Source organism: Rhodopirellula europaea 6C (assembly GCF_000338295.1).
GTDB lineage: Bacteria > Planctomycetota > Planctomycetia > Pirellulales > Pirellulaceae > Rhodopirellula > Rhodopirellula europaea.
In genome coordinates this window covers 1-13681 of the sequence record NZ_ANMO01000211.1, presented here as the reverse complement: position 1 = coordinate 13681, position 13681 = coordinate 1, and the positions used below count along the sequence as shown (strand labels likewise).

At 57.0% G+C, this 13681-nt stretch carries 8 protein-coding genes; 5 read left to right on the top strand and 3 right to left on the bottom strand.

The features are described 5' to 3' along the window. Positions 1-167: 167 nt before the first annotated feature. The 3 genes from RE6C_RS21235 to RE6C_RS21225 are packed head-to-tail and all read right to left on the bottom strand — an operon-like array spanning position 168 to position 5240. On the bottom strand, positions 168-3005 hold the full coding sequence (locus tag RE6C_RS21235; protein ID WP_008659935.1) for a PSD1 and planctomycete cytochrome C domain-containing protein: 2838 nt from the start codon (positions 3003-3005) through the stop codon (positions 168-170). Continuing rightward, the gene (locus RE6C_RS21230; protein ID WP_008659934.1) at positions 2992-4683 is read right to left on the bottom strand and encodes a LamG-like jellyroll fold domain-containing protein; all 1692 of its coding nucleotides are present in this window, start codon (positions 4681-4683) and stop codon (positions 2992-2994) included. Before RE6C_RS21230 ends, RE6C_RS21235 begins: the two co-directional genes overlap by 14 nt. Further along, positions 4680-5240 (bottom strand): sigma-70 family RNA polymerase sigma factor, encoded by a 561-nt coding sequence (locus RE6C_RS21225; protein ID WP_008659933.1) that lies wholly within the window; start codon positions 5238-5240, stop codon positions 4680-4682. The genes RE6C_RS21230 and RE6C_RS21225 overlap by 4 nt, the downstream gene beginning before the upstream one ends. A gap of 217 nt (positions 5241-5457) precedes the next feature. Here RE6C_RS21225 and RE6C_RS21215 point away from each other — a divergent pair, with 217 nt between their 5' ends. The 5 genes from RE6C_RS21215 (at position 5458) to RE6C_RS21190 (ending at position 13184) form a co-directional block, all read left to right on the top strand. Continuing rightward, a complete protein-coding gene (locus RE6C_RS21215; protein WP_008659931.1) occupies positions 5458-5907 on the top strand; it encodes a PH domain-containing protein in 450 nt (149 codons plus the stop codon). After that, positions 5888-10018 (top strand): ATP-dependent RNA helicase HrpA, encoded by a 4131-nt coding sequence (gene hrpA, locus RE6C_RS21210; RefSeq protein WP_008659930.1) that lies wholly within the window; start codon positions 5888-5890, stop codon positions 10016-10018. The genes RE6C_RS21215 and hrpA overlap by 20 nt, the downstream gene beginning before the upstream one ends. Before the next feature lie 4 nt (positions 10019-10022). Continuing rightward, positions 10023-10610, top strand: coding sequence for a TVP38/TMEM64 family protein (locus RE6C_RS21205; protein ID WP_008659928.1), 588 nt, complete (start codon positions 10023-10025; stop codon positions 10608-10610). Between the two features lie 307 nt (positions 10611-10917). Continuing rightward, the gene (locus RE6C_RS21200) at positions 10918-12072 is read left to right on the top strand and encodes a hypothetical protein (protein ID WP_008659925.1); all 1155 of its coding nucleotides are present in this window, start codon (positions 10918-10920) and stop codon (positions 12070-12072) included. Positions 12073-12491: 419 nt separating this feature from the next. Further along, entirely contained in the window at positions 12492-13184 is a 693-nt protein-coding gene (locus RE6C_RS21190; protein WP_039962962.1) for an RDD family protein, read from the top strand. Positions 13185-13681: the final 497 nt, after the last annotated feature.

Here is a 13681-nt window from a genome sequence, read left to right as displayed (position 1 = left end):
GTTGAGAATGTCCAAATCAGATTACCAGCACGTCTAGTGCCAATGTCGGAGAAATTGCCCTTCGACATTCTCGTCCGACAATCGGCTCAAAAACCCAACGAAAGAGCCCACTCAACTCCGTTTCCGGCGTGAAGTGGGCTCTTGTGGTTTCGATTGGAGTTCAATGATCAATCGATGAACACAAATTCGTTGGCATTGAACAACACCAAACACATGTCTGCGATCGCTCGCGTTTTCGCATCGACTTCCCAAGGCTTCAGATCGCTTTGGTAGTCCTCGAATGATGGCAACCATTCCGTGTATTCAAACGGACGCCCTGAGAACTCTTCCACCAAGGAACGCGTGATCTCGGTTGGGTAGGTCCGAGGTTTCGGCTTGATTTGAGAGTGATACTCGGTCATGTCTTTGACGTAGCGTTTCATCCGCTGCATTTGCGAAGCAGTCGGCAAACGTCCCAACGTCAATTCGAACGCTCGGTTGATCTGATCGGTCACCTGATCAGCTTCCCGTTGCAGACGCACCGACATCGCGATCGATCGGTCGGTCATCACGTCACTATTGAGCAACGTGAACGCTTGCGGCGAAACAGAAGCGGCATCGCGAAGGTCCGCTGAATCATTCGGGTTGGGCTTGTTCAAGACCTCGAGGAATGGGTCCGCCTGGCCACGCACGCGATACGAGTAGATCGATCGACGATTTCGCTCTTCCGGCGTTCGCGATGGCTGGTAGGCCGGTGCGATGGAGAACTGAATCATTCGTGGCTCGAGCGCGACTTCCATGTTGATCTCGGGTCGCGCTGGCAAGCCACCAACGACAGGATTCAATTCATCGGTCACGGCGAGCAAGCTGTCACGAATTTCTTCGGCCGTCATCCGTCGTGGTGAATAGCGAGCGAACCAGGTGTTGTCGGCGTCCTTTTCCGCGGATGGATGCTCGGTGCTTCGACGGTAAGCGTCCGATTGCAAAATCAGCCGATGCATCGACTTGATCGACCAACCGTTCTTCACAAACTTATCCGCCATCCAGTCCAGCAATTCAGGATGGGTCGGTGAGGCACCTTTGACGCCGAAGTTGTTAGGCGTCGCCACGATGCCACGACCGAAGTGATGTTGCCAAATTCGGTTGACGATCGAACGCGTGCTCATTGGGTTGTCGGGATGAGCAATCCACTTCGCCAAACCCAGACGACGTCCGTTCAACGTATCGGGCAACGCATAAGGGTCATCCTCAGGAGCACCTTCGACGGGCAAACCACAACCGCTCAGCACACCCGGTGTTACCGGATCCCCTGGCGCGGCCAACGATCCACCATTGAAGATGAACGAGTCAGGACGCCAATCCTCTTTGATCTTTTCCGGTGCACGCAGTTTCCGAGCGTTCATCCAGGTGTCTTGAGCGTTGACGACCGTTTGGACCATCGGCTGATAGCGTTCCAGCCGACGATTCCAAATCCAAACGTCTTGCTCCCGAACCTTCAAACGCCCCTGTTCCATCTCACTCAGTCCAACCGCACGCGGTGGTTTTTCTGCGTCTGGATCATCCTTCCGAGCGTTCAACGCTTTGTATTCTTTGCCGTGTTCGGCGTACCACTCGCGGGCCGCTTCTTCACGCTGACGAGTCAGACGATCCGCGCGCGTTTTCGCGTAGTCGTACAACGCTTGCGTTTGCTGCTTGCCCTCTTCAAATCCGGCCAAATTTTCTTCGGCTAAGAAAGGAGCTTCCGCCTCCACGGGTTGGGCCGTCGAAACGGCCGAGTACATGCGGTAGTAGTCTTGCGTCGGCACCGGATCAAACTTGTGATCGTGACACTTGCAACAACGCATCGGCATCGACAAGAACGACTGACCGATGCTGTGCACCATGTCGTCTCGCAGAATTTGGCGGGCTTCTTCGAGAGGCACCATGGCGGTGTCCCAAGGTCCCATTCGCAGAAAACCGGTTGCGATCAAAGCTTCCACGCGATCCGGATCGTCGGCCGGTTTATCAGCATGCAATTCATCGCCAGCAATCTGTTCAATGATGAACTCGTTGTACGGTTTGTCTTCGTTCAGACTGCGAATGACGTAGTCGCGATACCGCCAAGCGTTGGAGCGTTCATAGTCGTTTGAAAAACCGCCCGTGTCAGCGTATCGAACGACGTCCAACCAATGCTGCCCCCAACGTTCACCGTAGTGAGGGCTGGCGAGCAATTCCTCAATCAAGTTGTTCCAGGCCGCTTCTGAGTCCGTTTCCCAAGCCGACAGGAACTCGCGTTTCTGAGTGGGAGTTGGCGGCAATCCCAACATGTCGAAGTAAACGCGACGAATCAGCGTGTTTGGATCCGCTTCGGGAGCCGGTTCCAATCCGTTTTCATCCAACTTCGCGTTGACGAATGCATCGACGCTGTCGAGTTCGAACTCCGTTTGACGAGGAAGGAACGCCCAAACTTCGTCTTTGTTGTAACGACGATAAGTCCACTCATCGCCTTGACCGCCACTGGTCGCCATCAGCACGCCGTCTTCGTTCTCGGCGACCATGGATTCTTCCAGCCGAATTTCTTGCTGGCGTTCCTCGCTCGGCCAAGGAGCCCCAGCGTCGATCCACATGCGGACGATTTCGATTTGCTTCTCGTTCAGCCGGTCGTTCTCTTTGGGTGGCATTTCCAAACCATCCCAATTGACCGCCCAAAAGAACGGGCTGTCTTCGGCGTTGCCAGGAATGATCGCCGCTTCTTCCGACTCACCGCCCCGCAACAATGCATCTCGCGTGCGAACGTCATAGTCGCCTTTGATGTCGTCCGCATCGGTGCCGTGACATCCCAAGCACTTTTCAGTCAGCAAAGGCATCACCTTCAGCGTGAACAATTGCTCAATGTCTTCCGCGGAATGATTGGCATCGCCGACCGCATGAACCGTATCCTCGGCGTGCAGCATCGCGCCGCCGTGCGACAGAAACAAGCCGCCGCCGATCAGGAGTCCAGCAAATGATGCAGTGAGAACTTGCATCCATGAATCACGGTTTTCCATGTTCAACCATTTCCTTGATTTCTGTGGGGGAAAGAGCGGCGGCAAAAATAGCCAGCTCGTCCATGCTGCCGTTCAAATTTCGAATGGCAAAATGTTCGTCAGGTTCTAAAGGTGTGGACCAGTTCCCGATCGACGCCATTCCAATACGAGTGGTGCGAACGAGTTGATGATCGGGGATGCGGTCCACACTCAGGACATCCCCATTCAAATAGTGAGTCGTCGTGGCATTCTCGACGTCGTACACGACCGCCAAATGCAACCATTGACCGCTGAGCGACGGGTTCCAAAACGATGGCGACAGCGCGACGTGGTGCGGTGGACCAACACTCGGTTGGTCTTCGCTTGCTTCGGTGGATGCTCGAACGGAAAAATGAATTTCACCGGTATCTAGGATCTGCCAGTGAGGTTCGCCGAGCTGATAGCTGTCCGTCAAAAACAGTGAGTTGTACCAACGATCCAAACTGTCGATGCGAACCCAAGTCGCCATGGTCAGCGATCCAAATTCGCCGGGCACGTTCACACGAACCCGGTCACCAGGACGTTTGAATTGCAACGCGGGCTTGGCGTCCCAACGGCCTTTCGTCACGGTGGCTCCGACAATCGCGCCGTCCAAATCTGCATTTCGCGGAACCGTGTCGTTCGACAGGAACCGCTGGCCTTTCAGCGGCGAATCCATCGCGAAATAGGCGATTAATCGCGGATCATTTCGAAGGCTTTCGCTCGCCTCACGCCACTGTTGATAACGTTGATTTTCTTGCGTTTCCGCGAGACGTTGCAGTTCCGCCGCGTCGACAAATCGCTCAGGCGTCATCGGCAAATCAATCAATCCGATACCAACGCCACTTCGACGTTGTAACGATTTCCCGGCTCCGACCAATTGCGGCTGATCTTCATCGACTTGCAATTCGACTTCGCCGTCGAAGACCTGAACGTTGGAACCTTCTTCGGAAACTTCTAAACCGAATTCCGTGCCAAGATCGACCACCTTCATGTCATTCGTTCGCACCACAAACCCTCGTGCCGCGGGCGGCACCTCCGCCCGGATGCGTCCGCGATGCATGATGGCCTCGGCGGCCGACACCAATTCCATTTCAGCGGGTCCGTGAAGAACAACCGTCGCGCCGTTCAGAAATTCGATTTGAGCCCAACCCGATTCCAAACGAACCGAACCAGGATTGAGAGCCGAGTTGACGCTAAGCGATTTTGAATTTGTTCCAGACGCATCCCGAATCACCGCATCTCTCGCGTTGACCAACTGAGTGACAACTGCGACGCCGGATGACGTGGGCTCGCTGGCCGACGTGCGAGTATTCGTTGCCGCGGTCTCGGCGACAGGCGCGGAAGGACGTGTTTCGAGTTGCACCCAGCGGAACGTGACCGCGATCAACAACGCGGCGGCCGAGGCGATCACCCACCGATAGATTTGACGTTCGGACCAAACGCTTTGATTGGCTTCCGCCGGAACAATGCTTTCCGCATGAACAGAGCTGGACTCGGTCTTCGGTAGCTTCGACGCTCCCTCTTGCAGCGAGATGGTCATCATCTGCCAACGAGCAAACTTGGCACGCGCGTCAGGATCTCGCCGCAACAGTTCGTTCAACTGTTCACGATCGGCGGAATTGAGCGTTCCTTCTTCGCTGGCCAGCAGCAACTCTTCGATGGTTTTGGATGAACTCAAGAGGCACCTCCGGTTGCCAAGCGACGTTCAATGCATTCGGCCAACTGGCGTCGGACTCGCATCAACGTCACGCGGACGTTCGAGCTTCCCTGACTCAACGTGTTGGCGATTTGATCGATTGTTTGCGATTCGAAATATCGATTTTGAATCATCTGCCGTCGATTCTCGGGCAAGGAATTCAGACACTCCGAAAGAGCCGACTGGATGTCGTGCAAGCGTTCAGCTTCGGTTTCCACTTCCGTTGAAACCAGTTCCGCAACATCTGCGTCGAGCAAGGACGGGGCTCTTCGTTTATCACGCAGGTTGGAAAGCACCTGCAAACGAGCGATCCCGAACGCCCATGGCAAAAACGGTTTGCCGACCTGGTAGTCCGATTTGCGTCGCCAAAGCACCAAATTGGTTTCCTGCAGCACATCAGCCGCCCGATTCGCGTCGCCCATCAAAGACTGGATGTAAGCCCCGATTCGAGGCTGGTACTCCGTCACTAATTGCACAAAGTGCTCCTCCGCCGATTCGGCGGTCAGGCGATTTGCGGCGGGATGGGAACGATCGGTCATGAACAGATTTTAATGGCGGGCATTTCGGTCTCACTAGCAATTGCGGCGAGATACCGGTTCGTTACAGAAAACTGAAGATTTTTGTGCAGTTGTTCCCAAAATGGCGGATTTCGCGGCCAAAACCCCGAACATTGGTGGCAAAGCGGCTCTCTGAACGAGCAATTCACCGCAGAGTGCCTCCGGTCAACAAAACCATTCCGGCTGGTAAACTGCTCGAATGAGAAACACTGCCCCGCTCGTCTACCCATCCGCCGTCGATCGATGGCTGCTCGTTCTGCTGCTCGCCCCGATCTTCATGGCCATCGCGTTCGCCGCGTATTTGTTGAACGAGGGCCGCGCCGACGAGGCTGGCACGATGATCCTGATGGCCGCCGCGATCGCGGCGGTGACCGGTGTGTTCACAATCCCCTGCCGCTACACATTGCTGGACGATGCTCTATCGATTCGCTGTGGATTGATCTGTTACCAAGTCGCTTACGCCGACATCACCGAAGCGATTCCGTCATCGACTTGGATCAGCGGCCCGGCGATGTCACTGAAAAGGGTGATTGTTCGCACCGCCAAACGCGATCACATTCTTTCCCCCGAAGAACGAGAACGCTTCATCGAGGAATTGATGGACCGAGTTGCCCGATCGATGGATCCAAGTGAATCAGAAACCAAGTAGCCCGCTGAAACCGCACAGCCCCTCCCTGCCAAGCGACGTCGAACTTCCACCGGTCGACCTCGCATCGACGGAATCTATTCCAAACGGAGAGAGCCCCGCGGGCGAGGATCAGGCCAACGGTGCGACCGGTCCGGCGGATCCGCCGATCAAGATCGAATACCCGAGCGAGTTGCCGATCACGGCCCATCGCGACGCGATTGTGGACCTGCTCGCCGAAAACCAAGTCCTGGTTGTGTGCGGCGAAACGGGCAGCGGTAAAAGCACGCAGCTTCCCAAAATGCTGCTTGATACTGGCTTGGGCGAACACGGCATGATCGGCCACACCCAGCCCCGACGTTTGGCCGCCCGCAGCATCGCGACTCGTCTGGCGGAGGAAACCGAAACCAAACTTGGTGGAGCCATCGGTTACCAAGTCCGCTTCGGCGATCAAACCAGCGATCGCACCAAGATCAAGCTGATGACCGACGGGATTCTGTTGGCGGAAACCCGAAGTGATCGCGACCTGCGCAACTACAGCGCGATCATCATCGACGAAGCCCACGAGCGTTCGCTCAACATTGATTTCTTGATGGGATACCTGCGGCAACTGATCGACCGCCGCCCCGAATTGAAAGTCATCATCACCTCGGCAACGATCGACGCCGAACGTTTCGCTGAACACTTCGGCACCTACTGCGAAGAAGCCGCCAGCGACCCTGACAACGAATCGAACATCCTCCCGGCTCCGATTCTGCAAGTCGAAGGCCGCGGCTACCCGGTCGAACTGCGGTACCTTCCTTGGGAAGAAATCGCCGGCGAAGACGCGGAGATCGACGGACGTCACTACGATCTTTCCCGACACGTGATCGGCGGTCTCGATTCGCTGTCACGAGACGGCAGCGGCGACACGCTGGTGTTCTTGCCCACCGAACGCGACATCCGTGAAGTCAGCCACCAAGTTGCCGGCCACTACAAACGCATGGGGCTGACCAACCGAGTCGAACTGCTGCCGCTGTACGCTCGGCTGCCTCAATCGCAACAACAAGCGATCTTTCACCCCAGCGGCAACAAACGCCGAATCATCTTCGCGACCAACGTCGCGGAATCTTCTCTGACGGTTCCAGGAATCCGATACGTGATCGATTCGGGCACCGCACGAATCAGTCGCTACAGCGCACGAACCAAAGTCCAGCGACTACCTGTCGAAGCGATCAGCCGCGCCAGTGCCAACCAACGCTCCGGTCGTTGCGGTCGCGTCGGCCCCGGCATCTGCGTGCGTCTGTACAGTGTCGAAGACTTCGAAACCCGCGACGCCTTCACGACTCCCGAGATTCGGCGAACGAACCTGGCCAGCGTCGTCCTGCAAAGCAAAACGCTGCGTCTTGGTCGGTTGGAAGAGTTCCCGCTGATCGATCCGCCCCGTGCCGAAGCCATCCGCGAAGGCATGCGAACGCTGCATGAACTCGGTGCGATCGACGAAGACAAGGAACTGACTGAAATTGGTTGGCAACTCGGCCGCCTTCCCGTCGACCCTCGTGTTGGTCGCATCCTGATCGCTGCCAAAGAGATGGGCGTGCTGCCGGAAGTCTTGCCCATTGCTGCCGCGATGGAAAACCCCGATCCTCGCGACCGCCCGCCGGAAAAACGTGCCGCCGCCGACGAAGCTCACTCGGCATTCAAGGATCCCGAGAGTGATTTCCTTTCGCTGCTGAGACTGTGGCGTTTCTACGACACGATGCGCAGCGATCACAGTCGAGGAAAGCTCACGCGAATCCTTCGCAAGAACTTTTTGTCGCCAACTCGAATGCGAGAGTGGTCGGACGTCTATCGCCAACTCAAAGAGATGGCGGCCACGATCGGAGAAGGCAAACGTCGTTCGAAGAACAAGTCGTCCAAATCACGTGGCTCCGTCGGAAAGATCCGCTACGCCGAATTGGATCCCGCCAAAGCCGACCAAGAACAACCGGTCGTTGATCAGGACAAATACGCTCTGATCCATCAAGCCTTGATGACGGGTTTGCTATCTGGCATCGCAATGGCCGGCGATAAGAACGAGTACACCGGTGCGGGCGGACTGAAGTTGTTCCTGTGGCCGGGCAGCGGAATCTTCGATGCCAAACCGAAGTGGATTGTTGCCGCCGAGTTGGTTGAAACCGCCAAACAATACGCTCGGACGTGCGCGAAGATTCAACCCGGATGGATCGAGGCTGTTGCACCACACTTGTTGAAAGCGTCCTACAGCGACCCGCACTGGAGTCGCAAAAGCGGCGGAGCGTTCTGCTACCAACGCCAATCGTTGTTCGGTTTGCCGGTCGTCGTTCGCCGCCGCGTTCCGCTGGCACCCATTGATCCGACCACCTCCCGAGACCTGTTGATCCGGCACGGATTGTTGGAGAACGAATTGCCGACGACCGCGAAATTCGTCCGCCACAACCGACGCTTGATCGAATCGATTGAAAAGTTGGCCGCGAAAACTCGTCGCCGTGACTTGGTGGTCGACGACTATTCCTTGCTGTCGTTCTATGCGTCGCGATTGCCCGAAGATGTATGCGATCGACCGCGTTTGGAGAAGTTCGACCGGCAAAACCCAGCCCCTACCTGGGCATCCAAACTGAACGACGACGTCGCCCTCGCGGCTTGGTTGGCGGATCCACCACCCGAAACTCCCGACGAGGATTCTAAGACAACGCCGTACCTGCGTCCGCAAGACATCCTGTCTGTCGACTCGGTCGCGATCGCCGCAGACGCTTACCCCGACGAATTGGCCGCGGGGTCATCGCGTCTGCCGTTGCAGTATCACTTCCGTCCCGGAGCCGAGGACGACGGGGTTCACCTGACCATCCATGAGGCCGCGCTCCCGCAAGTCAGCGACGATGCACTCGGTTGGCTGGTGCCAGGTCTGCTGGAACCCAAGGTCATCGCGATGATCAAATCATTGCCCAAACGATTGCGTCGCAACTTGGTTCCCGCCGCCGACGTCGCGGCCCGAGTCGTCGCAGAAATCTCCGACAAACGCGGCCAAGTCCCATTCATGCCGACTCTGTGCGAAGCTTTGACGCGGCATGCGGAAGTCCGAGTGGTCGAGTCCGATTTCCAAGACGAAAAGCTCGAGCCACACCTGCAGTTTCTCGTCAACGTCGTCGACGACACCGGCAACGTCATCGAGAAAACTCGCGGGGTCGACGCTGTCAAAGCCAAGCTCGGCTCGCGCGTGATCGACGACGCCGAAGTTGCCGCTGCGGCCAGCGGTCCGGAAGCGGATTGGTCTCGCGACAAGATGACGACGTTCGAACTGGACGTGTTGCCTCGCGAGGTCGTTCGCAAACGTGGCGGAGTTCAAGTCGCCCAGTATCCCGGACTGGTTGATCAAGGCGACTCGGTCTCGACCAAACTGTTCTCCGACGAAGCCGCCGCGGAAGACGCCACCCGGCTCGGCATGATGCGACTGTTTGCAATCGCTTGTCGAAAAGACCTGCGTGCCCAAGTTCGCCACTTGCCCGCCCTCGCGGAAGCCAAAATCAAACTGGCACCGATCGTCTCTTCGGCGGTGATTGAAACGGCGCTCGCTGACCTGATCGTTCGAGTTGCGTTGGTCGAAAGCCAACCGGGTCGCAAGATGCCGGTGGTTCGAAAACGAACCGAGTACGATGAACGCATCCAAATGGCACCGCAGCGAATCGGCGAAGCAACCCAAGACATCGCCGGATGGCTGGGCAAACTGACCGACGCCTACCACTCGATGCGTTGCCAGTGGGAAGAATCCGGTTCACCCAAGTTGAATGAGGTTCGCGCGGACGTCATGCAACAAATCGAATGGTTGGTGGCAGATCAATTCGTGCAGTGGACACCCTGGCAGCACCTGCAGCACCTGCCTCGTTATCTAAACGCAATCGCCTACCGATTGGACAAAGCCACCAGTGCCGCTTCGCGAGATGCCGACAGCCGACAATTGATCGATCGTTTATGGCAGCGCTGGCTGAACGGTTTGCCGGAAGACCGACGGGATCCCAAATCACAATGCACCAGCGAATTCCGCTGGCTGATCGAGGAACTCCGAGTCAGCCAATTCGCTCAGCCCCTCGGCACCGCGGTGAAGGTGTCCGAGAAACGCTGCGAAAAGCTGTTAAGCTGATCGCATGTCCCCCGCCGATCCCGCCGAAGAACACCCCACCGGCAAGAGCCAACCACTCTGGAAAAGCGTTTTTCGCGTGGCATTGCCCATCGTTCTGCTGGTCGGATGCTGGTTCGCGTTCCAAACCAGTGGTGACGATCTGCGAGCGATGCACCAGCGTCTTGGCTGGATCGCTCCGGTCGTCACGGTGCCGCTGCACGCGGTGATCGCGGCCGCCCCGGTCCCATCCGATGTGATCGTGATTGCCAACGGAGGCCTGTACCCCTATCCGTTCGCCGTGCTGCTTGGCTGGCTGGGCTGGTTCCTCGGATCGACGCTCGAGTTCCTGACCATTCGTCTGTTGACTGGTGTCGAGTCCGCCGAAGACGCTCGCCAGAAAATGCCAACATGGTTGTCACGCTGGCCCGCCGGCAGCCCTTGGTTCCTGGTCCTCGGCCGGCAAATCCCCGGCGTGGGCGCTCACCTGACCGCTGGGGTCGCCGCTGCGGGCGGAGTCTCTCTCAAGCGATACTTGCTGTGGACCGCGGTTGCCATCGTCCCCGGCGCTCTGCTTCTCTCCGCGATCGGTGCTCACCTGCTCAGCAGTGCTTGACCACCCGGAGCCATCAGTCACGCGTACGCCACAGATGCTCCCGCCGGCAATCTCGACGGCTTGCAACTCAAGCGAGTCGACTTCTACCAATCACCGCTGGGCTTGATCAACTTTCGCCCAACGATGAAACGACTTGGAGCAAGCGTCACAGCGCCCTACCAGCCGATCAGTCGCGGACAGAAACACGGCAGTGCGTAGATCCACCCATCTTAGCCGCCTTGTTCAAGATTGTTTTCACTTTCGCGTTTACGGAACACAGCTTGCCTTCACTGTCTCCCCAACAAAGACGCATCCGGGGCATCCCCCATTGGACGTCGCAAACGTTTTGAGCGTTTTGTCGTCCGTGCCCCATCACCCCACAACAAAGGAAAACAACATGAGAAAATTCATCAACTCCGCCGCGTTCTTGGGCTTCGTCGCAACAGGCACGATGGCAAGCGCACAGGGTGTTTTGAACAACGCCGCGACCCAAGCTGGCAATGCAGTCAGCCGAGCCGCTGGCCAAGCCCAGAACATCACTCGCGGAGCCGCGGATGGTTTCCGCAACCGAGTCGATGACGCTGCAGCCAGCTCATCCATTCAGTCCAATGGAATTGCCAACAGCCGAGCAGATCAAGACGGAAACGTGTACTCTGGCCAGGGCATCCGAGCGAACGTGGGTCAGAACGCCACCATCAATGGACAATCGTTCAACCAAAACGTCGGTGCAAGTGCAGGCGTCGGGTACCAGCACCACAACGGCTACTCCAACCACGGCAACGTGCAATATGGACACGGCCAAATTGGACACGGGCAAACAGGACATCCCTTCCGTGGTTCGCAGGTCGGCACGACTCACCATGCGGGAACCACCTACCATCATGGCTCGGTGAATCACTATGGTTCCACCAGCCAAGGTGTCCACACGCTACGCCATGACGCCAGCGGCCGAGAGTATATCTGCGTCTCCGGACAACGAATCTATTTCGACGGTGCAACGAACACCAACACGACCGGTAGCCAAGAACAGTATCAGGCTGGCTATGGAAATGCCGATCAAGACTACGCGGCGCCCCCGCGAAGCGGTCAAGCGGTCGATGGCAACACCACAGAACACCTGGACGCGGAAGTCGACGGTGCGGTTCAAACGAGCCAATCCGCTGATGCCAATCTGAACGGTGACCGTGACGTGAATGCAAACGCTGACCTTCAAACGGACGCTACCACTCAGTCGCGTACTTCCGCTAACACAAACAGCGAAGCTAACGTGAACGCCGACGCACAAGTCGATGATCAAACCGATGCAAACGTTGTTGGCGAAACACGAGCGAACGCTGAGTCGAACGTGGACGCTGGTTTCACGCCCAACGGAGACGCTGGTGCTAGCACCGAAGTCAACTCAAACTTGAACGGTGCAGCTAGCGACACTGGTGTGGACGCCGGCGTTGACGCTGCTGCTGACCTCGGCGGTGCGATCAAATAATCTCAACGGCACAACGTTGCCGAATTGATCAAATGATTCCCAGGACGCCCGGAAGCTCAAGCGAGCCCGGGCGTTTTTTCATGCAATCTTCCCAAATCAATTCGTCCGCACCGGCATTCGTTTGGCCGCACCCGCCAGAGAAATCCCCGAAATCAGAGCATTCAGCCTCCACGCGGCGATAGATCGTGCGGCAATTGACAACCAACCTGATCTTTGACCAATCAATTGGGTTATCATCTCCATCGTCGCGAACCGATTCGCGGAGAAATTGGCTGTTCCGGATGGAAACTTTCCCGGAACCAAAACGATGGGAATGATGATCGATGAAATTGAAATGCCCGGGTTGTTCCAAACTGCTCCAAGTTCCTGACACGGCTGCGGGCAAGACCGTGAAATGCCCGTGCGGGAAGCAGCTCCGAGTGCCCGCCCCTAAAGGAGCAGCTCCGGCCGCCGCCGCGGCACGGCCAGCGTCAGCATCCGCAAGGCCCGCAGCTCCGGCGCGGCGGCCTCAACCGGTTGCCAGTCCCCTCGGTGCCGACGCTGGTCTGTTCGATGAACTTACCGAAACCGACTTGGAGCCCGTCACCGTCGCTCCCAGACCCGGCATGATGCCAGCAGCAGCCACCGGTGGGCACAATCCCTATGCTTCGTCATTGAACGACGCCGCAGACTCATCGGAACTTGCCACCGGCACCTACGCGTCCCAGAACAAACGACTGGCAAACTACTTTTTGGATTGGGTTTTCGTACAGGTATTTTCATTCGGAATCGGCATTGTCGTTGGGATCGTGTTCGTCGTAATGCACGGAGTCGACATGACTCCCGAACAAGAGGCAACGATGTCACTTGTTTCAACGTTGGTGGGGCTCGGATTCTTCGCCCTCTACTACATTTTGATGGAAGCAGTCTTTGGCGCGACGCTCGCCAAATTCATTACGAAAACTCGTGTGCGTTCAGTCGACGGCGGCAAAGCCGGTTTCGGAAAGATCCTTGGGCGAAGCTTGGCTCGCATGATTCCCTTCGATCCGCTTTCCTACCTGTTCGGTGACAAACGCCTCGGATGGCACGACACGCTTTCGGGCACACGCGTGATCGACATCAGCAAGTCTTGAACGAATAGCAAGAAGCCTGCACCATCCAAGCCGCCGCGTTGCAGGCTTGCCGAATCAATGGATGCGACGGCCAGCTTCAACCAAACATGTTTGCGACCGCATCAACACGCTATTCAAACACGAGACCAGGGTCCCAGGAGTCCAGGCCAAGGCAACCAAAGCAGCAGCCGACGACCAAAACGGCGCTGATGGTCCAGCGACAACACTATGTTGCAACGCAGTCCTGCTCTCCTGCGATCAGCCCACACTGGATGAGTGTTCGATTAGCGAAGATCAGTGTTCAGTACAGTTCTGTTCCTAAGGAACACTGATCTTCGCTAATCGAACACTTATCAGTATCTCAGGTAACCAGCTTTGACGATCTTGACAGGTTCTTACGGCACCGCACCAAGACGAAGCGACCGATGCCTGAACGACCGGGATTTTCTTCAAGAAGATTGCCCGGCATCGTAGACGCCAACGTGTCCCGAAGGGCCCAGTGCATCAACCATGTTATG